Below are 24,255 nucleotides of genomic sequence, written 5' to 3' on the forward strand. Positions count from 1 at the left end.
CAGGCGCCAGGACCCCACCCCAGCCACCACCAGGGCTAAACCCGCCAGGCAAGCCAGGCCTTGCTGGCGAGAGGGCGATCGCCACAGGGTCATCGCAGAGCCTCCTGAACCAAGGCGGCATTGACCTGGGGCAGGGGGGCGTCGGGGCGCACCAGCTTCAGCCGTTGCTGCACCTGCTGAACCGCCTTGAGGTTGCGTTCCATCAGCCCACCAGGGGCCAACAAGGCCCTCTGCTCTGCCAGGGAAAAGTAAACCAATCCCCGTTCGGCCGCTTGAAATTCTTCCACGCTCACATTCTGGCGCCGCGCCATCACTACTGCGGCCTCAGGAGCATGAGCTCGGGCATAGCGATGGGCATAGCGATGGGCATCTTGCCAGGTTTTTAGCAGCTTCATGATGGCATGAAAATTCTGCTTGAGATAAGCAGATTCTACAACCAGAACATCAAAGATCTCACCCGGAATCTGACGGCTGTCGAAGAGCACTCTGGAATGTCCAGCCCGGAGCGCGGCGTCGCTGAAGGGCGGGAAAAATGCCACCGCGTCCACATGGCCCTTGGCGAGGGCCTCGGACATCTCCGCCAGAGGCATATTCCGAATCACCACCTGATCCAACGTCAGCCCGGAGCGCTGCAACGCCCGGCTCACAAAGTAAGGACCAAGCGTGGAGAAGGTCATGCCGATGGTCTTACCGGCCAAGGCTTTGACAGACCCCACGTCTCGACGGGCCGCGAGGAGATCGGCCCCCCGAGATTCATCCAGAATCAGCACCACCTCCGGACACCGCTCGGGAGCCCGTCCACAGATGTCCACCAGTTCGACGGTGGTGAGCTGGGCCATCGGGATCTCACCACGCAGATAGGCGTGCACAATCTCCTGGGGATCGGAAAACTGGGCTGTGGTGAGCTTCAGGTTGTAGCGCTCAGCCAGGCCCTTCTGCTGGGCCAGAAAAAAATATTCATAGCCCGGCCAACTCGAGACGGGCACGCTCACCTCGTGGCGCCTCGGGCTGCAGCCGGCCAGGCTCAACAGACCCACGGCCATCACAAGTGCAACCGAAAGCGGGCGCCCCAACCGCCGATGGATCGAAAGCAGCGTCATCGGAATCACGAGAGCTGTTGGGATAGCTACGCCGCCCATCACGGCAGAGAGGCAATCAAGAATGGTCGAATGCGCCAGCTAGCGAAAGCCCGGCCACGATTGATCCCGAAAACTTCATAGTTGGGTCAACGCCAGCTGGCTACCCCTACCTTGCGGCCATGGTTCCCATCCCTGCTCCCTCCGCGACCACACCCTCCCGCCAGCAGGCCCTTGTACTGGCCCTGTTCACGGGACTGGCGGTGCTGCTCAACTTCCAGCCCCTGCCGCTCTTCTACGGCATTCAGGTGCTGCTGGGCTCCACCTTGCCAATCCTGGCGCTGCTGCTCTGGCGCACGGGTTGGTGCATCCCAATGGGGTGCATCGCCAGCCTGGTGACCTGGAAGCTCTGGGGCCATCCCTGGGCGGTGGTGATCTTCACCGCCGAACTGGCCTGGCTCACCCTGGGATTGCGGCAGCTGGGCCGCCGCTCCATTGACATGAGCACCGGCGCCATCATTCCACTGGCCATCAGCTACTGGATCGTGCTGGGCAGCCCCCTGGTGGCGCTGTTTTATGGTCTCTTGCTGAAAATTGACGCCACCAATATTGCCGTCACGGCCCTGAAGCAAAGCTTCAACGGGATTCTCAATACCACGATTGCCTTTGTGCTGTATGTGTTGATCAGCGCCATTCAGAACCGCAAAGGTCTGGGCAACGGCATCTCCCTACGCGGTGTGATTGTGGGGCTGGTGCTGGTCACCACCACCATTCCCACCCTGTTGATCACAATGGCCTCCGGTTACCAGTTGGAGCTGGCGGTTCAGCAGGCCGAGCTGGACAACCTCAAAGTGGTCAATCAAGCCGTGGCCGCCTCCCGACCACTGACGGACATCCCCGGAGGCACCATCACCTACCGGCGCATTGAAGCCAACGGCAAGAGCATCAGCTCAGATCCCGAACTTTTCGCACGGCTGGATAAAACATTCACCGACGGAGGACGGGCCTATGTCCATCCCCGTGAGCTGTCGGTGCTGATTTCCAGGCAACCGTTGCCCATGCTGAAGAAGTGGATCAACGGCTACTGGAGTTACAGCCAGCTCCACAGGAGCAGCAGCCAAGAATCGGTGCTGATTCAGGTGGTTCAGCCTGCCGCCACCCTGGTGAAACGCATGCAGAACCAAAGCGCCTACCTGCTGGGAGTGGTGCTGCTGATGCTGGTGTTGGGAACGGTCGCCAGCATGGCCCTGGGAACCCTGTTCGAACGGGAGGTCAACGCCGTGTTGCGCCCCCTGCTGGCCAACACCGACGGCATCGCCACCCTGGCTCCCTCCCTGATCCTGGAGCTGCGCATGATGGTGCAACTGGTGAACCAGCGAATTCAGCAGGTGCGCCAGCTCACCCACGACCTTCAGGAGACCAACCTCGCCCTGCGGCGCTCCCGGGATGAACTGGAACAGCTCAACACCAGCGACGTGCTCACCGGCTGTGGCAACCGGGCCGCCCTGTTCCAACGGTTGAAGGAGGAATGCCATCGGTCCCGACGCACGGGCGAACCGCTCAGCTGCCTCAGCCTGGATGTGGATGGACTGACGACGATCAACGACCGGTTTGGCCATGAAACCGGCGATCAGGTGCTCAAACGGGTGGCCAGTGCTGTGCGACTGCGCCTCCGGATCACCGATCACTTTTTTCGCAGCGGGGGTGATGAATTCGTGGTGATCGCCACCGACTGTGATGGCAGCGCTGCCCAGGAGATGGCCACCGAACTGCGGGCCCTGGTGAGCGAGCTCGAGCTCACCGACCAGCACGGCCATGTGCCAACCAGTATCTCGATCGGGATCAGCAGCCTCACAGGGAAAGACCAGAAACCGGATACCCTGCTGGCCCGCGCGGATGAGGCCCTGCGGATAGCCCGCAAACAGGCAACATCAGGCATCGCCACAGAACAGGACATCCCCAGACCTCAGCAACCGGGCTAACTTGAGGCCAGATCCCTGATGGCTGCGGCCGGTGCTGGAAGCCCCCATCCCCGAAGAGGACCTGGCTCGACTCAAGGAGCTGCGCAGCTATGGCGTGCTCGACACCTCACCGGAGGACATCTTCGATGACATCACCCATCTTGTGCAGGACATCACCGGCACCAAAATTGGCGTTATCAGCCTGGTGGATGAAAATCGACAGTGGTTCAAATCCTGCGTAGGGCTCGAGGATGCGCCCCAAGAAACACCCCGCAATATCTCATTTTGCGGGCATACGATTGTTCAGCGCAAACCCCTGATCATCCCGGATGCCTTAGAGGATGATCGCTTCTGTGACAATCCCCTCGTCAAAGAGCCGCCGCGGATTCGCTTCTATGCCGGCTTCCCCCTGATCGCCGCCAACGGCATGGTGCTGGGCAGCCTCTGCGCCATCGACGTTGAGCCCAGAAGCCTCACCCCCCAGCAGATCACCTCGATGGAACGGCTGGCCCGCCAGGTGGTGAGCCAGATGGAACTGAGGCGTGAAGCCCATCTGCTGCAATCAGCAGAACAAGCCCTCCTGAACCAAAACAGCGAAACCGGGTCCGCCAGCCCCGAGATTCAGCTGCTGAGCGACATCAACCTGGTGATGGATCGGGACCAGCTGATGCAGATGCTGACGCTGATGTTTGAACTGGATCAGCCCCCTTGCTTTGCCCTGGCCCGCTGCAAGTTCAAGGAGTATTCCCGCATCAGCGCCACCCTGGGGGCCGCCGCGGCCGAGAGCCTGGTGCAAACGGGTCTGGAGCGGCTGCGCAGCTGCCTACCTCCCCAGGCAACTCTCACTCGCTTCTCCGAAAACGAGGTGATCATCGTGCTGCCCCACCTCTCCGAAGAAGCCAGCATCACGGCCATCATTGAAAACTGTGTGGCCAGCCTTGAAAAGCCACTGAGACTGAATAATCGCGATCTAGAGCTTAATATAGGCGCGGGGATTGTGGTCTTCAAAAACAACTACAAAGACCCTGATTCCCTACTCTCTGACGCCAGCATTGCCCAACGCATTGCCATCACCGATCGCTCCACGAGCAGCACGTTCAAGTTCATCGATCTGTCCTCTCGCCTGGCCGTCCAGCAGCATTACCAGATCGAAACCGACCTGCGCCGCACCATCCGCCGCAACGAGATCATCCCGTACCTGCAACCGATCGTTGATCTGGCCACGGGGGATCTGGTGGGCCTGGAGTGCTTGATGCGTTGGCGCACCGAGTCCAGCGAGGTCCTGCTGCCCGATGCCTTTCTGCCCATCTCCCACCTGGCCGGCCTCAGTGGGGAGCTCGATCTGCAAATCATTCTCAAGGCACTCCAGGCCAGCCAGCAGCTGGCCGCCGCCGCCCCGGCACGGCCCCTCCAGCTCTCCGTGAACCTCTCAGCCCTGCTGCTGGAAAACGAGGCCCTGCGCAATCGCCTGCTGCAGCTGATCCGCACCACACCCTTGCCCCCTGGGTGGCACCTACAGGTGGAGCTGGTGGAGGACTACCTCCAAGACAACGGGTCGGAACTGGGGGCCTTCCTCAACACCCTGCGCCGCCAGGGCGTGTCGATCGCCATCGACGATTTCGGCACCGGCTACTCCTCCCTGAGCCGACTGCACCACTACCCGGTGCGCACCGTGAAGGTGGATTCCAGCTTCGTGCACCGCATCAACGACCCACTCAGCCCCAGCAACCAGATGCTGAAAACCATTCAGTCTCTGTGTGCGGATCTGGGCCTGGACACCACCGCGGAGGGCGTGGAAACGGAAAACCAGCGCACCTGGTTGCTGGAGAACGGCTACAGCCAGGGCCAGGGCTTCCTGTTCAGCCGGCCGATGTCGGTGCAGGCCACCTGCGACTACCTGGCCCAAGCCCGTTAGGCCCCTCTGGCGGTCGGTAGCCCTTCTGTCGGTAGCCATTGGTGCTGCGCTCCGCCATGAACTGCGCGATGACAGCACCCAGAGGCCCCAACGGTGTCATGCCGATTTCCGCCACCGCCGCAGCCACCACCACTGCCGCAGCTGTGGAGCAGCGCCTCCAAGAGGCAAGCATCGCGCTCACGATGGGGGGCGAACCCACCCTGGTGCCGCTGCAGCCAGAAGGTGCCGAGTGGACGGTGAGCGCCGATGGCCCCACCAAGCTGGCCTACGCCCACGCCCTGGCCCGGCAACTGCAGCAGCGGGCCTGGCCCGGCAGCACCCTGCTCCACTGCCCCGGCAAGCGCTACGACGGCGAGGTGAATCCCCGCTGGGTGCTGCGGCTGATCACCGGCAGCCAGGGCCAGCCACTGGTGCACTGGCCCCAGCTGGCTCCAGGAGCGAGCGACCCCTCAACCGCGCCACCTCCCACGAGCGCCGAAGCCAAGCAGCTGCTCGAAGCCCTCGGCGCTGACCTGAACTGCCCGCTCCAGCCCCTGCCCCTGCAGGATCCCCTGCAAGCCGAGCACCGGGTGTGGGCCGTGCCCCTTTCCTGGCAGGAGGAGGAGGGCAGCACCACCGGAGAGGGCCACTGGCAAACCCTCACCTGGGACTTGGACGACCCCTTGCGCCAGCTGCTGCCGGCCCCAGGGCCGGCAGGGTTGCGGCTGCCGCTGCAGCACTTCCCCGCAGGCGCCCTGCGCCAAGTGCTCACCCTGGAGTGCAGCCCCAGCGGCTGGGGGGTGTTTCTGCCACCCCTGCCCCGCCGGCCCCTGGAGCTGCTGCTGGGCCGCCTCGCCCTCCACAGCACCGGCTGGGCGCTGCCGGAGCTCAGTGGCGTGTTGCCGCTGGACACGACCGGCCACTGGCAGGTGCTGGGGCTCACCGCCGATCCCGGGGTGCTGGAGGTGAACCTGCCGGTGTGCCACAGCTGGCAGGAGTACGCCGACTGGATCGCCGTGCTGGAGCAGGCCGGCGCGGCCGTGGGCCTGCGCTCCTGGAAACAACAGGGCGAGCGGGCCGAGGGCACCGGCGGCGGCAACCATCTGCTCTGGGGTGGTCCCGATCTGGAGCGCAATCCCTTCTTCAGCCGACCCGCCTGGCTGGTGGGGATCCTGCGCTACTGGCAGCACCACCCGAGCCTGGCCTACCTGTTCAGCGGCCGCAGCGTCGGGCCGGCCTCTCAGGCCCCTCGCCCCGATGAGGGGTCCGCCAGCCTGCTGGATCTGGAGCTGGCCCACCGGGCCCTCGAGCAGCTCGCGGCCGGCGATCAGCGGGTGGCGATCAGCGAAACCCTGCGCCACCTGCATGCCGACCGCAGCGGCAACAGCCACCGCAGCGAGATCAGCCTCGACAAGTTCTGGAACCCGGCCTGGACCGCCGGCTGCCAGGGGCTGCTGGAGTTCCGCGCCCTGGAATCCCTGCCCCACCACCACTGGACCGCGGCGGTGGCCCTGTTGTGGCGCGCCCTGGCCGCCCATCTGCTGAACCCAGACCACCGGCCCCGGCAGCTGCACGACTGGGGAGCCAGCCTCCACGACCGGGCCCTTCTGCCCAGCCAGCTCTGGGCCGACCTGGAGCGGGTGCTGGCCGACCTGGCCAGCGATGGACTGCCCCTGGAGGCGGAACCCTTTCGGGCCATCTGGACCTGGCGCTTTCCGGCCCTGCTCGACTGGCACCAGGACGGGGCCAGCCTGGTGATCCGCCAGGCCCTGGAACCCTGGCCCCTGCTCTGCGACACCCCGGAGGAAGGGGGCACCACCAGCCGCTTTGTGGACAGCTCCCTGCGGCGCTTCGAAGTGGTGGCCAATCCCGCTCTGCACCAGCGCTACACCCTGCGGCTGCAGGGGCGGCCCCTGCCCGGTGATCACGGGTCCGAACAACCGGTGGCGGTGCGCTACCGGCAGGACGCCCTGTTCCCCTGCCTCCATCCGTGCCTGCCCGCCCACGTGCCCCTGCAGCTGGATCTGGTGCCCCACGGCGAAGCTGCCGGGGGGCGGAGCTGGCTGCTCAACACGGAAGCAGAAGGCTTCCTCGAGCTCCCGCCGGGGCCAGCCCTGGCTGCGGGAGACTCCCTGCGGGGAGCGAGCCCGGGGGCCTGCTGCCTGGACCTGCGGCTCTAGGGCTCGGCCGACCTACCAGCTCACCCCGTGCAGCTTGGGCAGCGGCGCCGTCTTGAAGGTGGTGGCAAACAGGCGCGGGATCAGGCGGCTGTTGTAGACGCGGAATTCGCGCACCACGCTGGCCCCGTCCTCCCGCACGGCCTGGTTGAGCACCACCGAACCATCGGGATCGGACACCGAGCGGTGGAAGGTGCCGGGGGGAATGCGCAGGATGTCGCCGCCCGTATCCAGCCGAACAATGTGATACGGGTAATTCCAGCCGAAGTTCACCAGGTAGAAGGTGCGGCCGCCGTGCAGGGCCAGCAGGTTGTCCTCCTGGTGGGGGTGCAGATAGAACTGCCAGGCGCCGGTGCTCTCCTCATCGGGGGGACTCACCGCTGGGCCGGCGTGGATCACCAGGTCGCGGGCGTTGGAGCTGGCAACGGTGATGTCAAAGAAGCGAACAGCCGGGGTATCGCGAAACTTCTCGTAGGGAATCAGCTCAAACATCGGCGCCTGCTGCAGGGGAGGGGCGGCCATGGGAAGGGGCACGGACGGGGGCGGAAGCAATGGCCCACTAGACCGCAGCGCCCCCGGAGAGAGACGTTGCATCCACTACCCAATCCCGGTTTCCGCAGACCAGTTCCCCAGGTGGTTTGGCCGCACCGATTGGGGCGAGCCGCTGGCTTCAGAAGGGAATCGGCATCTCCGCATCCGCGGGTTCGGGGGCACAACTGGGCACCCGCTGGGCCACCACCTCACCCAGCACCACGATCGAGGGCGAAGCAAAGCCCTGCTCCTCCGCCCGATCGGCCAGCTCGGCCAGCACGCTGATCAGCTGCCGCTGGCCCCGCACCGTGCCCTGCTGGATCACGGCCGCGGGCGTGTCGGGGGCCAGCCCCCCCGCCATCAGCTCCTCGGCAATGCGGCGCAGGTTGTGCAGGCCCATGTAGATCACCAGGCCATCACTGGTCTGGGCCAGGCCGCGCCAGTCCACCCCGGGCCGGCCCTTGTCGATCTCCTCGTGACCCGTCACGAAGGTGACGCTGGAGCCGGCGCGGCGGTGGGTCACCGGAATGCCCGCATAGGCGGGCGCGGCAATGCCGGCGGTGACCCCGGGCACCACCTGCACCGGCACGCCCCGGGCCGCAAGATGGGCCGCCTCTTCCCCGCCGCGGCCAAACAGAAAGGGATCGCCGCCCTTGAGCCGCACGATCAGCCGGTGGCGGCTGGCCAGCTCCACCAGCACCGCATTGGTGCTGGGCTGGGGCACCGAGTGGTGGCCACGTCGCTTGCCCACGAAATGGCACTCACAGCCGGCCGGCACCAGATCCAGCAGCGCCTTCGGCACCAGGGAGTCGTACACGAGGGCATCGCACTGGCGCAGCAGCCGATGGGCCTTGAGGGTGAGCAGCTCGGGATCACCCGGGCCGGCGCCCACCAGATACACGGTGCCGAGGGCGGCGCTGTCGCTCATGGCAGGGCCTCCAGTTCCGTCAGCAGCAGCAGCTGAAAACGCGGTCGCTCCAGCAGCGGTGGACCCACCCGGGCGGCCAGGCTGTCGGTGAGTCGGTTGGCCGCCAGGGCGAGGGGCAGGGCCGGCGCCGTGAGGGTCAGCTGCAGCTCCGCAAGATGTTCTGCACTGTATGGAGTGGCCAGGCAACGGGCACCAATGCGGCGCTCCAGGGCCCGGCAATAGCGCGGAGCCACCTCACCCTCGAGGGGATGGTGCAGCAGCAGGGGCTGGGGCAGCAGCGCCAGCTCCGCGGCCAGAGCCCGCTGCCAGACAGGCCAGGCCCCCAAAAAGGAGAAGCGCCGCACCCGCGTGTGGCGCTGCCAGTGGCGCACGATCGCCGGCAGGTCATGGCGCACATGCCCCCCGGGCAGCAGCAGCAGGGGCACCAGGGTGAGGCCCTGGCCGGGGCGCAGCAGCTGGTCGGCAGGGGGTGGCGCGGCCGCGGTGAGGAGTTGGAAGCGCACGGGTGCCCCACGCCGCTGCTCCAGCTCCGCGGCCAGGGCCTGCAACGCATCGGGCAGTTCACCCCCGCTACGGCCATGCACCACCAGCAACAGGGGCTGGGCGGGGGTCGCCGCGAGGCGACGGCTGAGGCGCTGGGCCAGCCAGGGTTTGGCACCCAGCGCAGGATGGCTCCGCAGCTCCGGCATCGGTTGGGGCTCCACAGGGGCCAGGGCGATCGGCTCGCGAGGTGTGTGGGGTCGGCAACCGGTGGATCCTTCCCACTGGTGTTCTTAACACCACCACCCCGCGTGGCCGACGCGATCACCCCCGCCAAGTGGGCAATCCGCCGGTCATCAGGGTGCCCCGATGGCGCCAGAGGGCCTCCGGGCTCAGCGTGATCCCGTGTCTCTGGGCCACGAGAACGGCCTCTTCGGTGGAACCCGTGGCCATCAGGGCAGCCGCAAAGAGCGGATCACGCTGGGCAAGCTCCTTGAGCTGATGCAGGGCCTCCGTGGCAGCGGTAACCGCGGTGGCGGCGGGAACGGCGGTGGAAGGTACGTTGCAGGTCGTCATCTCATCTCCTCAACAGGCTTCCCCCACGCTAAGAGCGCCGTTTCGTGAGCAGGGTGAGTACAAGCACCCGTCTGGGCAGAACCCAAGCGCCCCTGCCAGATTCATCGGGCAGAACAACCGCTGGAGACCTGGCCATGCACATGGTGGCGAATTTTTGGCCCGGGGCGACGCTGGAGCAATTCCAGGTGGAACTGGCCCAGCTGGAGGGCAAGGAGCAACCTCAGGCCCAGCTGCTGCGCACGGTCGCTGAGGTGGAAGGCGGTCTCATGATCGTGTCCCTGTGGGAGGGACAAGCGCAATACGACAGCTGGGCTGCAGCCACCCTGATGCCCCAGATCGATCTTCCAGGGGGCATGGACGGTCGGCCGGAACAACGCAAGGGACCGGTGGTGCATCACTTCTCCGTGCTGCCGGCGAGCTGAGCACCTAGCAGCGCCGCAAAGGCCTCCACCTCGAGAGGATGGCTGAACCAGTACCCCTGGTAGGCATCGCAGCCCAACGCCTCCAGCACCGCCAGCTGGCCGGCCGTTTCCAAGCCCTCCGCCAGGGTCTCCAGGCCCAGGCCCCGACCCATGGCGAGGGCGGTCCGCACAATCGTGCGGGCGGAGTCACTGGTTTCCAGGTGCTGGATGAAGCTGCGATCGATCTTCAACTTGTGCAGAGGCAGGCGATTCAGCACCGACAGGGAGGAATACCCGGTGCCGAAGTCATCGAGGGCGAGCCGCACGCCCAGGGCCGCCAGGTCCTGCACCTGGGCGGTCACGCCCGCCGCCGGCAGGATGCAGGTTTCGGTGATCTCCAACTCCAGCAACCCCGCTGGCAGGCGATGGCGCGCCAACAGGGCAGCCACCTGATCAACCAGGAGCGGCAGGGTGAGCTCAAACTGGCGCGGCGAGAGATTCACCGCCAGCCGGGGGATCTGGAGGCCCGCATCCAGCCAGGCACGCAGCTGCCGGCAGGCTTCCTCCAGCACCCACTGACCCAGGGGATGGATCAGGTTGGTGCGCTCAGCCAGGGCCACAAACCGCGCTGGAGGTACGGCTCCAAGGATCGGGTCGTCCCAGCGCAGCAACGCCTCCGCACCCAGAAAACCCCCACTGCCGTCGACTTGGGGCTGATACACCAACCGCAACGCCCCATCGCCCACGGCCCGATGCAAGCGCGACTCCAGCGCCATCTCCCGGCGCAGGCGCGTGGTGTATTTGAGCTCGTAGGGAAGGGCGGTGCCGGGGGCCACCTCACGGGCGCGGCTGAGGGCCGTGGCCGCCCCCTGCAACAGCGCTTCAACCTGCTCGCCATGGAGCGGCGCCAGGCTGTAGCCGGCACTGAAGCCCAGGGCCATCGGAGCCATCTCCTCCCCAACCGGCAGCTGGCTGAGGGCACCCCGCAGCTCCCCCAGCACCGCTTCGGCCTGGCGGCCCAGGGCCACCGGATCATCGGCAGGGCCTGGAAGCTCCCGCACCACCGCAAACTCATCCCCACCGAGTCGTGCCAGCAGATCGGAGGGCCCTGCCCAGGCCCGCAAGGCGTGGGCCACGGCCTGCAGCAAGGCGTCGCCCACCTCCCGCCCGAAGCTGTGGTTAACCCGGCGGAAGCCATCGAGGTCGAGCCAGAGCACCAGCCACGAACGGACCCCGGCCTGGGCCAAACGGCGCTCCAACTCCCGACGGCAGCCTTCCAGGTTGACCAGACCCGTCAAAGGGTCGTGAAAGGCGAGGGCAGTCAGCTCGTCGAGGGCGCGGGTCAGGTCGGTGACATCGCGGACCCAAAGGCCCACGGCCGAGGTGGAGCCTGGCTCCGTTTCCCCCGGGGAGGGAGGCTGCAGGGTCATCTCCACCTGATGCGCCCTGCCGTCGGCCGCCAGCAGCGGCAGGGTGATCCGACGCTCCTGGCCGGCCAGCACGGCTCCCCAGATCTGCTCGAAGGCCCCCCGCGCCTGGGGCGTGAGGAACTCCAGCAGCCGACGGCCCTGCAGCTCCCCTTCCGCCACCGCCAGGATGCGATGCAGAGCGGGATTGGCGAACAGCAGCCGGGTGCCCGAATCGATCTGGCCGAGACCATCCGCCAGCTGGGACACCAACGCCCGATAGCGGGCCTCACTGCTGCCCAGCGAGGCGAGCAGGCTGGCCTGCACCTGACGGGCCGTTTCGCTGCTTTCCAGCTGCCGGCGCATGCCGATGTCGCGCAGCGCCAGGGTCCAGCGGGCTTCGCCCTGCTGGAGCAGCGGGTGGGCTTCGAGCTCCAGGGCCAACGGCTCCCCCTGCAAGGGCTGCAGGTCCAGCTCCATCCGCAGCGGCACAGGGTCGGCCGTGGCCGCCAGCCGCTCCTCCAGCAGGCGAACCTGGCCAGGGTTGGGCATCCACTGCTGCAGCGGCTGGCCGTAGAGCGCGTGCTGGGGCACCCCTAGGGCCTCGGCCAGACGGCCATTGGCCTCCAGGATCCGCCCACCAGCCCCGGCCAGAATCAGCAGGTCGCCGCTGAACTGCACCATCTGGCGCAGATGGGGCAAGGCATGCACCGCCTCCTGGAGTTCATGGCGCAGCCGCCGGATCTCCCGCTCCAGGCGCTGCCGATCCTCGGCAGAGGGGGCGCTCATCGGCAGGCCGGACCGGCGGGGGGATCGTGCAGGGCCCCCAGCACAAAGGCCTCAACGGCCGCCCGGTCCTGCAGCCCCAGGTGGCGCGCGCCGGTGGGGGCGAGCATGCAGGGAATGCGGTCGAGCTCCTGACGCCACCAGGTGCTGAGCCGATCGAGGGCCTCGGGGTCGAGAAAGCGCTCCGGATCGGGCCCAACCCCGGCCACCTGCTGGCAGTGGTGAAGCTCTTGGGCGTTGGCGATGTTGCGTTGATCGCGCCAGAAGGAGCGAAAGATCGCCGTGCGCAGGGGCGCCGCCAGGGCGGGTTCATCGGCTTCCACGGCGGCCTGCAGCAGCAGCGCCTGGCGGGAATTCACCCACACCGGCGGCAGCTGAACCTCCACCTCTGGAGCGCGGCGCTGCACGTCGGCCACCTCCTTGAGCAGGGTGGTGTGATCGTCCGGCTGGTTGGTGGCGGAAAACTCAAACGGCAGGTGGGATTTGTGCTCCACCCCCACCCAGTACACCCGCTCCGCCACCCCCAGCTGATTCAGCCACTCGTTGAGGGTGAAGCAGTAGGGACAGTTGAAATCTGAGATCACCACGATCCGGCTGCTCTGCAGTTCCGGCGGCAGGTCCTGCGGCTGGGCTGACACATCGGAGCAGCTGATGGGTTCAACTGTAGGCAGTGCCCTGAGGCTTGCCCCATGCGCTGGAGTCGCCCCTCCACCTTCTTCTGCGCCTTCCTCACCCTGCTCAACGACCGGCTGGGCGAGAGCATCGTGTTTCCGCTGCTGCCCTTTCTGCTGGCGGGGTTCACCAACGACGGCCGGGTGCTGGGCCTGCTGGCAGGCAGCTACGCCATCGCCCAGTTCGCCTTCACTCCCCTGATCGGTGCCCTCAGCGACCGCTTCGGCCGCAAGCCGGTGATCAGCATCTGCGTGGCGGGTTCGGTGCTGGGCCTGGCCCTGTTTGCCCTCACCATCAGCCTGCCCTGGGCCACCCTCTGGCCCGCTGCCCAGGCGGCCGGGCTACCCCTGGCCCTGCTCTTCGGAGCCCGGCTGATCGACGGGGTGAGCGGCGGCACCGCCGCCACCGCCAGCGCCGTGCTGGCCGACATCTCCCCGCCGGAGAAGCGGGCCAAGGCCTTTGGTCTGATCGGTGTGGCCTTCGGCCTGGGCTTCATCCTCGGCCCCGCGCTCGGTGGCCTGCTCGGCCGCCTGAACGTCACCCTGCCGCTGCTGGTGGCGGTGGCCATCGCCGTGCTCAACCTGGTGCTGGTGCTCACCGTGCTGCCGGAAACCCACCCGGTGAGCGCCCGCCGCGCCATGCCCCGCAAGCGGGATCTCAACCCGTTCAGCGCCCTGCAGCGGGTGTTCACCAACCCCCAGGTGCGGCGCCTGTGCGTGGCCTTCTTCCTGTTCTTCCTCGCCTTCAACGGCTTCACCGCCGTGCTGGTGCTCTATTTCAAGCAGGCCTTCAACTGGGGGCCCGGCCTGGCCGCCGCGGCCTTCCTGGTGGTGGGCGTGGTGGCCACCGTGGTGCAGGGCGGCCTGATCGGTCCGCTGGTGAAGCGGTTCGGCGAATGGCGCCTCACCCTGGCGGGCCTCGGCTTCGTGATCGCCGGCTGCCTGCTGATCCCCATGGCCACCCGGGCCAATGCCCAGCCGGTGGTGTTCAGCGCCGTGGCGATCCTGGCCCTGGGCACGGGCCTGGTCACCCCCTGCCTGCGCAGCCTGGTGTCACGCCGGCTCGACAGCGAGGGCCAGGGTGCGGCCCTGGGCAGCCTGCAGGGGCTGCAGAGCCTGGGCAGTTTTCTGGGGCCACCCCTGGCGGGCCTGGCCTACGAAACCACCGGTCGCCAAAGCCCCTTCTGGCTGGGCATCACCCTGCTGGTGGGCGTAGCCCTGCTGGTGGCCGGTGGCCTGCCCACGCCCACAGCGGAGGCGATGACAGCAGGGATACACGGGTCCGACAGTTGAAATTGCTACCTTGCCAATAACGAAAGGTCAGGCGTGGTATGGCGGAATCCCAGGCTGACGCGCCCCTCGCTCCTGAGCTCTACATCAATCGCGAGTTGAGCTGGCTGGAGTTCAACTACCGGGTGCTGGCCCAGGCCCTGGACGAACACACCCCGCTGCTGGAACAGGCGAAATTCAGCGCCATCTTCAGCAACAACCTCGATGAATTCTTCATGGTGCGGGTGGCCTCGCTGAAGTCCCAGATCGAAGCGGGCGTCAGCACCCTCAGCGACGACGGTCTCACCGCCCAGCAACAGCTCCAGGCCATCCGCACCAAGCTGCGGCCGCTGCTGGAGATGCAGCAGCAGCACTACCGCCATTCCCTCAAGAGCCATCTCTCCGACTACGGCATCCACCTGATCGACTACGCCAACCTCAACAGCTCCCAGCGGGAGTGGTTGGAGGCCTACTTCCAGAACGCCATCTTTCCGGTGCTCACCCCCCTGGCGGTGGACCCGTCCCACCCCTTCCCCTTCATCAGCAACCTGAGCCTCAACGTGGCCGCCCTGGTGCGCGACCCCGACACCGGCCAGCAGGAATTTGCCCGGGTGAAGGTGCCCCAGAAAAACCTGCCCCGCTTCGTCAAAATCCCCACCCACCTGAGTGGCAAGCAGCCCGAGCCCGTGTACACCGCCGTGCCCCTCGAGCAGGTGGTGGCCTTCAACCTGGGCCTGCTGTTCCCCGGCATGCACGTGGAAGGGCACTACTTCTTCCGCGTCACCCGGGACGCCGACCTGGAACTGCGCGACCTGGAGGCCGACGACCTGATGGAGGCCCTCGAGGAGGGCCTGCGCAAACGCCGCCGTGGCGGCGAGGTGGTGCGGCTGGAGGTGGCCGATGAGATGCCGGAGGCGGTGGTGCAGCTGCTGATGGAGGGCACCGCCGTGGAGGCGGAGGACGTCTACCGGGTCAATGGCCCCCTCGGCCTCGACGACCTGATGAGCCTCCTGGCCATTCCCTTGGCCCAACTCAAGGACAAGCCCCACAAGGGCCGCACCGCACCCGCCCTGGCCCGCACCCAGAAGGGCCAGCTGGAAGACGGCTCGATCAAGGCGGAGGAGTTCGAGAGCATCTTCTCGGTGATCCGCCGCGGTGACGTGCTGGTGCATCACCCCTTCGACCTGTTCTCCACCTCCGTGGAGGAGTTCCTCAACCAGGCCGCCGACGACCCCTCGGTGCTGGCCATCAAGATGACCCTCTACCGCACTTCGAAGGACTCACCGGTGGTGGCGGCCCTGATCCGGGCAGCCGAAAACGGCAAGCAGGTGATGGCCCTGGTGGAGCTCAAGGCGCGCTTCGATGAAGACAACAACATCCAGTGGGCCAAACAACTGGAGGCCTCCGGCGTGCACGTGGTGTACGGCGTGCTGGGGCTGAAGACCCACACCAAGATCCTGCTGGTGGTGCGCAAGGAAAAGGAACGCCTCAACAGCTATGTGCACATCGGCACCGGCAACTACAACTCCAAAACATCCAGCCTCTACACCGACATCGGCTTGCTCACCGCCCGTCCGGAATTCGGCGCCGATCTGGTGGAACTGTTCAACTACCTCACCGGCTTCTCCAAGCAGCAGAGCTTCCGCCGGCTCCTGGTGGCCCCGGTCACCCTGCGCAACCGCATGCAGGACCTGATCCGCCGCGAGATCGACCATGCCCAGGCCGGCCGCGGCGGCCACATCCGGGCCAAGATGAATGCCCTGGTGGATCCGGCGATCATCGCCCTGCTCTACGAAGCCTCCCAGGCCGGTGTGCAAATCGAGTTGGTGGTGCGGGGCATGTGCAGCCTCAGGCCCGGCCTGGCCGGCATCAGCGACAACATTGCGGTCGTGAGTGTGATCGGCCGCTTTCTTGAGCACTCGCGGATCTTCTGGTTCGGCAATGGCGGCGAGGCCGAACTGTTCATGGGCAGTGCCGACTGGATGCCACGCAACCTGGATCGGCGCGTTGAAGCAGTAGCGCCGATCGAGGATCCACGGCTCCGCCAGCAACTCGAACAGATCCTCGATCTCTACCTACAGGACACCAGTGCGTGGCACATGGATAGCGAGGGACACTTCAGCCAGCACCAGCAGGAAGGAGAGGCCCAGCTCGTCCAGCGGGAAATGATGCGTCGCTGGCGGGGTGGTCTGGTGCCTACCAGCTGAGGCTTTCCAGCACACGACATCGCATTGATCGGCAGCAATCCATACAGGAAGTCTTCCAAATCAATCAGTTGCACGGTGCTCAGCAGTGCTACATTCCGGCCAAATCCAATACGGAGGCTTGGGTGTGGGGACGCCTTTGCAATCCGCTTTGAACGTTGTTGACAGCAACGTTTCAAAGCCTTCGCCATCGTTGATGGCGACCAGTTCAGCGTCAGCAACCAAAGCGAAGCCCACTGGGCCTCGGGCCGGTGGACGTCTCAGCGCCGATTCCATCGGCTGGTATCTGAGCACGATCGGACGGGTGCCCCTGCTCACGGCCGCCGAGGAAATCGAACTGGCGCACCACGTGCAGGCCGGCAAACGCCTCCTCCAGCTTCCTGCCGAGGAGCTCACCCCCAAGCACAAGCGCCAGCTCCGCATGGCCCAACGGGCCCGCGACCGAATGATGGCGGCCAACCTGCGCCTGGTGGTGAGCGTGGCCAAGAAGTACCAGAACCAGGGCCTGGAACTTCTCGACTTGGTGCAGGAAGGGGCCATCGGCCTGGAGCGCGCCGTCGACAAATTCGACCCCGCCATGGGCTACAAGTTTTCGACCTACGCCTACTGGTGGATTCGCCAGGGGATGACCCGGGCCATCGACAACAGCGCCCGCACCATCCGCCTGCCGATTCACATCAGCGAAAAGCTCTCCAAGATGCGGCGCATCAGCCGGGAGCTGTCGCACCGTCTGGGTCGCCAGCCCAATCGCCTGGAGCTGTCCCATGCCATGGACATGGCCCCCCAGGACCTCGAGGAGCTGATGTCCCAGAGCGCCCCCTGCGCCTCCCTCGATGCCCATGCCCGCGGCGAGGAAGACCGCAGCACCCTCGGCGAGCTGATCGCCGACCCGGCCAGCAACGAGCACATGGACTCGATGGACCGGCACATCCAGAAGGAGCACCTGGGCACCTGGCTGTCGCAGTTGAATGACCGGGAGCAGAAAATCCTCAAACTGCGCTTCGGGCTGGAGGGCTCAGAACCCCTCACCCTCGCCGAGATCGGCCGGCTGATCAACGTGTCCCGCGAGCGGGTGCGGCAGCTGGAAGCCAAGGCGATCATGAAGCTGCGGTTGATGAGCAACTACCAGCAGGCCGCCTGAGCCCATGGCCGGCGGCTGGCCGCAACAGCTCGTGGGCGTTGCGGCGGTGGCCGGCTGGCTCACCATGCTGGCGATCGCCGCCCGAGAGGTGCGGCGGCGCTGGAATGGGCAGCGGGAATGGAGCCGCAAGCTCGTGCACATCGGCACCGGAGCGGTGGTGCCGATCGCCTGGGCCTGCGGCATCGACCGGCTGATCGCCGTGCCCGCCGCTGGAGCCATCACCCTGATAGCCGCCTTCAACCACCGCTTCCGCCTGCTGCCGGCGATCGAAGATGTGGGCCGCGCCAGCTACGGCACGATCGCCTACGGCGCCTCGATCACCCTGCTGCTGCTGCTGTTCTGGCCGGGGCACCCGACCGCGGTGGCCGCCGGCGTGCTGGTGATGGCGGTGGGCGATGGCCTGGCCGGGCTGCTGGGCCCCCTGCTGGCCTCACCGAGCTGGCGGATCTGGGGGCAACGCAAATCGATCGTGGGCACCGGAGCGATGGCCCTGGGCAGCCTGGCGATGCTGCTGCTGGTGCGTCAGCTGGCCGTGGCCGCTGGTCTGCCCCATCCGGGGCCGGCCGCCCTGCTGGCGATCGCCACGGTGGCCGTGGCCCTGGAGCAGGTGGCCGTGATGGGCCTCGACAACTTCACCGTGCCGCTGGCCACCGGGTGGCTCTGGCAGCAGCTCAGCTGATCCCCCCAGCTCAGGCCGTCACCAGGGAGCGGGCAGCCTGGGAGTCCCGCACCGCTTCGGCGAGGCTGTCGAGCACCGCGGTGGTGGTGCTCAGATCGATGCAGGCATCGGTGATGCTCTGGCCGTAGGTGAGGGCCCCCACATCCAGCTGGGCCAGATCGTTGGGGATCTTCTGGCTGCCGGCCACCAGATGGCTCTCCAGCATCACGCCCATCACGTGGGTGGAGCCGGCGCGCAGCTGCTCGGCCACCTGGGCGGCCACCTCGCCCTGACGGCGGTAGTCCTTGTTGGAGTTGCCGTGGCTGCAATCCACCATCAGGCGTGGGGGCAGGCCCGCCTTGGCCAGCTCGGCCGCGGCCTCCTCCACCGCCTCGGGGTGGTAGTTGGTGCCGCGCTTACCCCCCCGCAACACCAGGTGCCCATCGGGGTTGCCGGTGGTGGTGACGATGGCCGCATGGCCCTCGCCGTTGATGCCGAGGAAATGGTGGGGCCGGGCCGCGGCCTCCATCGCATTGATGGCGGTGATGGCACTGCCATCGGTGCCGTTCTTGAAGCCGATCGGCATCGAGAGGCCGGAGGCCATCTCCCGGTGGGTCTGGCTCTCGGTGGTGCGGGCGCCGATGGCGGTCCAGCTGATCAGGTCGGCGATGTACTGGGGCACCACCGGATCGAGCAACTCCGTGGCCGCGGGCAGGCCCATCTCGGCCAGGTGGAGCAGCAGGCCACGGGCAACCCGCAGACCGCTGTTGATGTCGTAGCTGCCGTCGAGGTGGGGATCGTTGATCAGACCCTTCCAGCCCACGGTGGTGCGGGGCTTCTCGAAGTACACCCGCATCACGATCTCGAGCGCATCCCGGTAGCGCTCCTGGGCCGCGGCGATCGCGGTGGCGTACTCCTTCGCGGCCGCCACGTCGTGCACCGAGCAAGGGCCCACGATCACCAGCAGGCGGGAATCGCGGCCGTGCAGGATCGCCTGAATCCGCTCCCGGGCCTGCTGCACCGTCAGCGCCGAGCGCTCGGTGATGGGCAGTTCGCGATGCAACAGGGCCGGCGACACCAGGGGCCGGGTTTCCACCACATGCAAGTCGGAGGTGGTGGTGGGCATGGGCCTGAGGCCGTCAGGACGGCGCTGCGCGGAAGGGTTCCACCCTAGTCAGCAGCGATGGCGACCAAACCCTGGACCGGTGGCCCCCAAGAATGGGAAGCAGATTGATGCGATCGGGCATGTCTGCAGCCAGCTTCCTCTCCAGCTACCGCGCCGCCGCGGCCGAGCGCGAAGCCCTGGGAGTGCCCGCCCTGCCGCTCTCAGCCGAGCAGACCCAGGCCCTCACCGAACTGCTGCAAGCCCCGCCCGCCGGGGAAGAGACGTTCCTGCTGCACCTGCTGAGTGAGCGCATCCCCCCCGGCGTGGATGAGGCGGCCTACGTGAAGGCTGGCTGGCTGGCCGGTGTGGCCCAGGGCAGCACCAGCAGCCCGCTGGTGAGTGCGGTGGAGGCCGTGCAGCTGCTCGCCACGATGATCGGCGGCTACAACGTGGGCGCCCTGATCGCCCTGCTCTCCAACGCCGATCCGGCCATCGCCGAGGCCGCCGCCACGGGCCTGAGCCGCACCCTGCTGGTGTACGACGCCTACCACGATGTGCTGGAGCTGGCCGCCAGCAACCCCTACGCCCAACGGGTGGTGGACAGCTGGGCCGCCGCCGCATGGTTCACCGCCAAGCCCGAGCTGCCCGCCGAGATCACCGTGACGGTGTTCAAGGTGGAGGGTGAAACCAACACCGACGACCTCTCCCCCGCCACCCACGCCACCACCCGCCCGGACATCCCCCTGCACGCCATGGCGATGCTGGAAACCCGGATGCCCGGCGGCCTCGAGCTGATCACCCAGCTGAAAACCAAGGGCCACCCCGTGGCCTACGTGGGCGATGTGGTGGGCACGGGCAGCTCGCGCAAGTCCGCGATCAACTCCGTGCTCTGGCACACCGGCAGCGACATCCCCCACGTGCCCAACAAGCGCAGCGGCGGCGTGGTGCTGGGGGGCAAGATCGCGCCGATCTTCTTCAACACCGCTGAGGATTCCGGCGCCCTGCCGATCGAGTGCGACGTGAGCGCCCTGAACTCGGGCGACGTGATCACAATCCGCCCCTATGCCGGCACCATCGAGCGCGCCGCCGGTGAGGCAGGCGCCGGCACGATCGTGGCCCGCTTCGAGCTCAAGCCCAGCACGATCACCGATGAGGTGCGCGCCGGCGGCCGCATCCCGCTGCTGATCGGCCGCTCGTTAACAGACAAAGTGCGTGCCCAGCTGGGGCTGCCCGCCAGCGAGCTGTTCATCCGGCCCGTGGCCCCGGCCGACACCGGCAAGGGCTTCACCCTGGCCCAGAAGATGGTGGGCAAAGCCTGCGGCCTGGCAGGCGTGCGCCCCGGCACCAGCTGCGAGCCGCTGATGACCACCGTGGGCTCCCAGGACACCACCGGGCCCATGACCCGCGATGAGATGAAGGAGCTGGCCTGCCTGGGCTTCAGCGCCGATCTGGTGATGCAGAGCTTCTGCCACACCGCCGCCTATCCCAAGCCGGTAGACCTCAAAACCCACGCCGAACTGCCCGATTTCATGGCGTCCCGCGGGGGCGTGGCCCTGCGCCCCGGCGACGGCATCATCCACAGCTGGCTCAACCGCATGCTCCTGCCCGACACCGTGGGCACCGGCGGCGACAGCCACACCCGCTTCCCCCTGGGCATCTCCTTCCCGGCAGGCTCGGGCCTGGTGGCCTTCGCCGCCGCCATCGGCGCCATGCCGCTGGACATGCCCGAATCGGTGCTGGTGAAGTTCACCGGCAAGCTGCAGCCGGGCGTCACCCTGCGCGACGTGGTGAACGCGATCCCCTACGTGGCGATCCAGCAGGGCCTGCTCACGGTGGCCAAGGAGGGCAAGCAGAACGTGTTCAACGGGCGGATCATGGAAATCGAGGGGCTGCCCGATCTCAAGCTGGAGCAGGCCTTTGAGCTCACCGATGCCACCGCCGAACGCTCCTGTGCCGGCAGCACGATCAAGCTCTCGGTGGACACGGTGAGCGAATACCTGCGCAGCAACGTGGCCCTGCTCAAAAACATGATTGCCCGCGGCTACGGCGACGGGCGCACCCTGGCCCGCCGCATCCAGGCGATGGAGGCCTGGCTGGCCAACCCGGTGCTGCTGGAGGCCGATGCCGATGCCGAGTACGCCGCCGTGATCGAGATCGATCTCGATGCGATCACCGAGCCGATCCTGGCCTGCCCCAACGACCCCGACAACGTCAAGCTGCTCTCCGAGGAAGCGGGCAAGCCGGTCGATGAGGTGTTCATCGGCTCCTGCATGACCAACATCGGCCACTACCGCGCCGCCGCCAACGTGCTCAAAGGCCAGGGCGAGAACGCCGCACGGCTGTGGGTGTGCCCGCCCACCCGCATGGACGAGGAGACGCTGAAGGAGGAGGGCTATTACGCCACCTTCGAAGCTGCCGGCTCCCGCATGGAGATGCCGGGCTGCTCCCTGTGCATGGGCAACCAGGCCCGGGTGGAGGACAACACCACCGTGTTCTCCACCAGCACCCGCAACTTCAACAACCGGCTCGGCAACGGCGCCCAGGTGTACCTGGGCAGCGCCGAGCTGGCGGCGGTGTGCGCCCAGCTGGGCCGCATCCCCAACAAAACCGAATACCTGGCGATCGCCGCCGAGAAGATCGATCCCTACGGCGCCGAGCTCTACCGCTACCTCAACTTCGACCAGATCGCCGGCTTTGAGGATGCCGGCCGGGTGGTGAGCGCTGAGGAGGAGGCCAAGGTGCTGGCAAGCGCCTAACTGCGCTGCCCGCACAGCCTGGCGCAGTTTGGTATCGGCTCTAACAACAAACCAAAGAAATCGGTTGCTGCCGCTGGATTCCCTAGCGTCCAGACGTTGCCTTGCAAGCGTTTCCCATGCGTCGCCTTTCTCTGATCAGCAGCGGGTTGGCCGTCGCCCTGGCTGGCGGTTTGGTGCTCACCGGCTGTGACCAGGCCACCCAAAGCGTCAAGGACGCCGCCACCAACGCCGCCACCGGTGCCGCCCAAACGGCCCTCGGCCCAGCGGTGACGCCGGTGCTGGATCTGCTCAAGCAAGGGCAGAGCAAGGTGGCCGCCGGCGACCTGGCCGGTGCCACGGCATCGATGGGTGGCTTCCAGGCCATCTGGGACAAGGCCGCGCCGGTGATCAAGCCCCTGGCTGGCGACAAGTGGACCGGAATCGAAACCGCCGCTCAAGGCGTCACCAGCACCTTCGCCAAGGGCACCCCGTCGGCCGCCGATGCCAGCGCCGCCATCGGCGGCCTGATGGGCCCCCTCTCCGCCCTGGCGGGCAAGTAGGGCTGGGCTGACGTGGTGAGACGCTGGAGGTCACCGTACGGCGTCTCACCTGAACCAGGAAACCCTGCTGTTTGAGCCCGCCCAGCCGGCAGCCGGAGCGTTGCGGGCCGTGCTGGCCTTCCCCAGCACCTACACGGTGGGGATCACCAGCCTGGGCTACCAGGTGGTGTGGGCCACGCTGGCCCAACGGGCCGATGTGGACGTGCGCCGCCTGTTCACCGATCAGGGGGATCCACCGCACCGCCACTGCGATCTGTTCGGCCTGTCCCTGAGCTGGGAGCTCGATGGGCCCGTGCTGCTGGATCTGCTGGAGCAGCAACGCATCCCGCTCTGGGCCAGCGAGCGCGGCGACACCGACCCGATCGTGTTCGGCGGCGGGCCTGTGCTCACGGCCAACCCCGAACCGTTGGCCCCCTTCTTCGATGTGGTGCTGCTGGGCGACGGCGAGCTGCTGCTGCCCGCCTTTGTGGATGCCCTGCAGGCGCACCGCGAGGCGCCGCGGGCGGAACGGCTCCGCCACCTGGCCCAGGTGCCGGGGGTGTACGTGCCCAGCCTCTATGCCCCCCGTTACTCCAGCGAGGGCGACCTGCTGGCCGTGGAGCCCATCGAAGCCGGCATCCCGGCCACCGTGGCCAAGCAGACCTGGCGCGGCAACACCCTCAGCCACTCCACGGTGATCACTCCCGAGGCGGCCTGGCCCTCGATCCACATGGTGGAAGTGGTGCGCAGTTGTCCGGAGCTGTGCCGCTTCTGCCTGGCCAGCTACCTCACCCTGCCCTTCCGCACCCCGTCGCTGGATGACGGCCTGATTCCCGCCGTGGAAAAGGGGCTGACCGCCACCCAACGCCTGGGGCTGCTGGGGGCTTCGGTGACCCAACACCCCCAGTTCGCCGACCTGCTGGCCTGGCTGGATCAGGATCGCTTTGAGGGCACCCGCGTCAGCGTGAGCTCCGTGCGGGCCGCCACCGTGACCCCTGAGCTGGGGCGGATCCTGGCCAAGCGGGGCAGCAAGTCGCTCACGATCGCCATCGAAAGCGGCAGCGAGCGGATGCGCCAGGTGGTGAACAAAAAACTCGCCACCGAGGAGATCTACGCCGCCGCCCGCTACGCCAAGGAGGGCGGCCTCACGGGCCTGAAGCTCTACGGGATGGTGGGCCTGCCCACGGAGGAGGAGGCCGATGTGGAGGCCACCGCCGCGCTGCTGCTGGATCTCAAAAAGGCGACGCCGGGGCTGCGTTTGAGCCTGGGGGTGAGCACCTTCGTGCCCAAGGCCCACACGCCGTTCCAGTGGCAGGGCGTGCGCCCCGAGGCCGACAAACGGCTCAAGCTGCTGGCCAAGCGCCTCAAGCCCAAGGGCATCGAGCTGCGGCCCGAGAGCTACGGCTGGAGCGTGATCCAGGCCCTGCTGTCGCGCAGCGACCGCCGCCTCGCCCCGGTGATCGCCGCCGCCCGCGGCAGCCACGACAGCCTGGGGGGCTGGAAACAGGCGTACCGGGCCATCCGCGAACAGCCCGGCGCCGACCTACCCAGCTGGGACGACGTCATTCATGCCACCTGGAGCCCGGAGCGTGTGCTGCCCTGGGAGCACCTGGAGGGGCCGCTGCCCCCCGCCACCCTGAAGCGGCACCAAGCCGAAGCACTCGCTCTGACGCAAAAAAGTGGCGTACCGGCATGAGCCCGGGCAGCCGTGGCGGTT

The 24,255-nt window shown here is 67.2% G+C and carries 19 protein-coding genes; 11 read left to right on the forward strand and 8 right to left on the reverse strand.

From position 1 onward, the window contains the following. Positions 1-89: 89 nt before the first annotated feature. Positions 90-1,100 (reverse strand): ABC transporter substrate-binding protein, encoded by a 1,011-nt coding sequence (locus KBY71_RS05560; RefSeq protein WP_254927968.1) that lies wholly within the window; start codon positions 1,098-1,100, stop codon positions 90-92. A gap of 158 nt (positions 1,101-1,258) precedes the next feature. Between KBY71_RS05560 and KBY71_RS05565 the strand changes: the two genes are divergently transcribed. The 3 genes from KBY71_RS05565 to KBY71_RS05575 all read left to right on the forward strand — a co-directional run bounded on the left by KBY71_RS05565 (position 1,259) and on the right by KBY71_RS05575 (position 7,111). Beyond that, on the forward strand, positions 1,259-3,058 hold the full coding sequence (locus tag KBY71_RS05565) for a GGDEF domain-containing protein (RefSeq protein ID WP_254927969.1): 1,800 nt from the start codon (positions 1,259-1,261) through the stop codon (positions 3,056-3,058). Between the two features lie 31 nt (positions 3,059-3,089). After that, positions 3,090-4,952, forward strand: coding sequence for a sensor domain-containing phosphodiesterase (locus tag KBY71_RS05570; protein WP_254927970.1), 1,863 nt, complete (start codon positions 3,090-3,092; stop codon positions 4,950-4,952). Between the two features lie 98 nt (positions 4,953-5,050). After that, positions 5,051-7,111, forward strand: coding sequence for a transglutaminase family protein (locus tag KBY71_RS05575; protein ID WP_254927971.1), 2,061 nt, complete (start codon positions 5,051-5,053; stop codon positions 7,109-7,111). Between the two features lie 12 nt (positions 7,112-7,123). Here KBY71_RS05575 and KBY71_RS05580 read toward each other — a convergent pair whose 3' ends face one another. From KBY71_RS05580 to KBY71_RS05595, 4 genes are all read right to left on the reverse strand, one after another. Further along, positions 7,124-7,600: a redox protein gene (locus KBY71_RS05580; protein ID WP_254928001.1), complete on the reverse strand. Its 477-nt coding sequence runs from the start codon at positions 7,598-7,600 to the stop codon at positions 7,124-7,126. A gap of 178 nt (positions 7,601-7,778) precedes the next feature. Beyond that, the gene (cobA, locus tag KBY71_RS05585; protein WP_254927972.1) at positions 7,779-8,567 is read right to left on the reverse strand and encodes a uroporphyrinogen-III C-methyltransferase; all 789 of its coding nucleotides are present in this window, start codon (positions 8,565-8,567) and stop codon (positions 7,779-7,781) included. Continuing rightward, positions 8,564-9,256, reverse strand: a complete 693-nt coding sequence (locus KBY71_RS05590) for a CbiX/SirB N-terminal domain-containing protein (RefSeq protein WP_254927973.1) — start codon at positions 9,254-9,256, stop codon at positions 8,564-8,566. The genes cobA and KBY71_RS05590 overlap by 4 nt, the downstream gene beginning before the upstream one ends. A 115-nt stretch (positions 9,257-9,371) precedes the next feature. Then, positions 9,372-9,623, reverse strand: a complete 252-nt coding sequence (locus KBY71_RS05595; RefSeq protein ID WP_254927974.1) for a hypothetical protein — start codon at positions 9,621-9,623, stop codon at positions 9,372-9,374. A gap of 140 nt (positions 9,624-9,763) precedes the next feature. Between KBY71_RS05595 and KBY71_RS05600 the strand changes: the two genes are divergently transcribed. After that, positions 9,764-10,045: a hypothetical protein gene (locus KBY71_RS05600; protein WP_254927975.1), complete on the forward strand. Its 282-nt coding sequence runs from the start codon at positions 9,764-9,766 to the stop codon at positions 10,043-10,045. On the opposite strand, the gene KBY71_RS05605 is transcribed toward KBY71_RS05600, so the two are convergent. Together KBY71_RS05605 and KBY71_RS05610 are read right to left on the reverse strand one after the other, a co-directional pair. Beyond that, on the reverse strand, positions 10,018-12,219 hold the full coding sequence (locus KBY71_RS05605; protein WP_261354655.1) for a bifunctional diguanylate cyclase/phosphodiesterase: 2,202 nt from the start codon (positions 12,217-12,219) through the stop codon (positions 10,018-10,020). The genes KBY71_RS05600 and KBY71_RS05605 overlap by 28 nt on opposite strands. Beyond that, complete coding sequence (locus KBY71_RS05610) at positions 12,216-12,854, reverse strand: DsbA family protein (protein WP_254927976.1); 639 nt, start codon at positions 12,852-12,854, stop codon at positions 12,216-12,218. The genes KBY71_RS05605 and KBY71_RS05610 overlap by 4 nt, the downstream gene beginning before the upstream one ends. A 51-nt stretch (positions 12,855-12,905) precedes the next feature. On the opposite strand from KBY71_RS05610, the gene KBY71_RS05615 reads away from it, so the two are divergent. The 4 genes from KBY71_RS05615 to KBY71_RS05630 all read left to right on the forward strand — a co-directional run bounded on the left by KBY71_RS05615 (position 12,906) and on the right by KBY71_RS05630 (position 18,180). Further along, positions 12,906-14,180: an MFS transporter gene (locus tag KBY71_RS05615; protein ID WP_254927977.1), complete on the forward strand. Its 1,275-nt coding sequence runs from the start codon at positions 12,906-12,908 to the stop codon at positions 14,178-14,180. Positions 14,181-14,218: 38 nt separating this feature from the next. Further along, positions 14,219-16,363 carry a polyphosphate kinase 1 gene (gene ppk1, locus KBY71_RS05620; protein ID WP_254927978.1) on the forward strand — a complete coding sequence of 715 codons (2,145 nt, stop codon included), beginning with the start codon at positions 14,219-14,221 and terminating at the stop codon, positions 16,361-16,363. A gap of 124 nt (positions 16,364-16,487) precedes the next feature. Further along, positions 16,488-17,501 (forward strand): RpoD/SigA family RNA polymerase sigma factor, encoded by a 1,014-nt coding sequence (locus KBY71_RS05625; protein WP_396095076.1) that lies wholly within the window; start codon positions 16,488-16,490, stop codon positions 17,499-17,501. Positions 17,502-17,505: 4 nt separating this feature from the next. Next, positions 17,506-18,180, forward strand: coding sequence for a dolichol kinase (locus KBY71_RS05630; protein WP_254927980.1), 675 nt, complete (start codon positions 17,506-17,508; stop codon positions 18,178-18,180). A 10-nt stretch (positions 18,181-18,190) separates the two neighbouring features. Here the strand turns inward: KBY71_RS05630 and KBY71_RS05635 are convergent, their stop codons facing one another. Then, positions 18,191-19,285, reverse strand: coding sequence for a 3-deoxy-7-phosphoheptulonate synthase (locus KBY71_RS05635; RefSeq protein WP_254927981.1), 1,095 nt, complete (start codon positions 19,283-19,285; stop codon positions 18,191-18,193). Between the two features lie 119 nt (positions 19,286-19,404). On the opposite strand from KBY71_RS05635, the gene acnB reads away from it, so the two are divergent. From acnB to KBY71_RS05650, 3 genes are all read left to right on the forward strand, one after another. Beyond that, positions 19,405-22,020, forward strand: a complete 2,616-nt coding sequence (gene acnB, locus KBY71_RS05640; RefSeq protein ID WP_254927982.1) for a bifunctional aconitate hydratase 2/2-methylisocitrate dehydratase — start codon at positions 19,405-19,407, stop codon at positions 22,018-22,020. A gap of 116 nt (positions 22,021-22,136) precedes the next feature. Then, positions 22,137-22,559 carry a hypothetical protein gene (locus tag KBY71_RS05645; protein ID WP_254927983.1) on the forward strand — a complete coding sequence of 141 codons (423 nt, stop codon included), beginning with the start codon at positions 22,137-22,139 and terminating at the stop codon, positions 22,557-22,559. A gap of 109 nt (positions 22,560-22,668) precedes the next feature. Further along, positions 22,669-24,234 carry a radical SAM protein gene (locus KBY71_RS05650; RefSeq protein WP_254927984.1) on the forward strand — a complete coding sequence of 522 codons (1,566 nt, stop codon included), beginning with the start codon at positions 22,669-22,671 and terminating at the stop codon, positions 24,232-24,234. The last annotated feature ends 21 nt before the right edge of the window (positions 24,235-24,255 follow it).

The organism is Cyanobium sp. T1B-Tous (assembly GCF_024345475.1).
GTDB lineage: Bacteria > Cyanobacteriota > Cyanobacteriia > PCC-6307 > Cyanobiaceae > Cyanobium_A.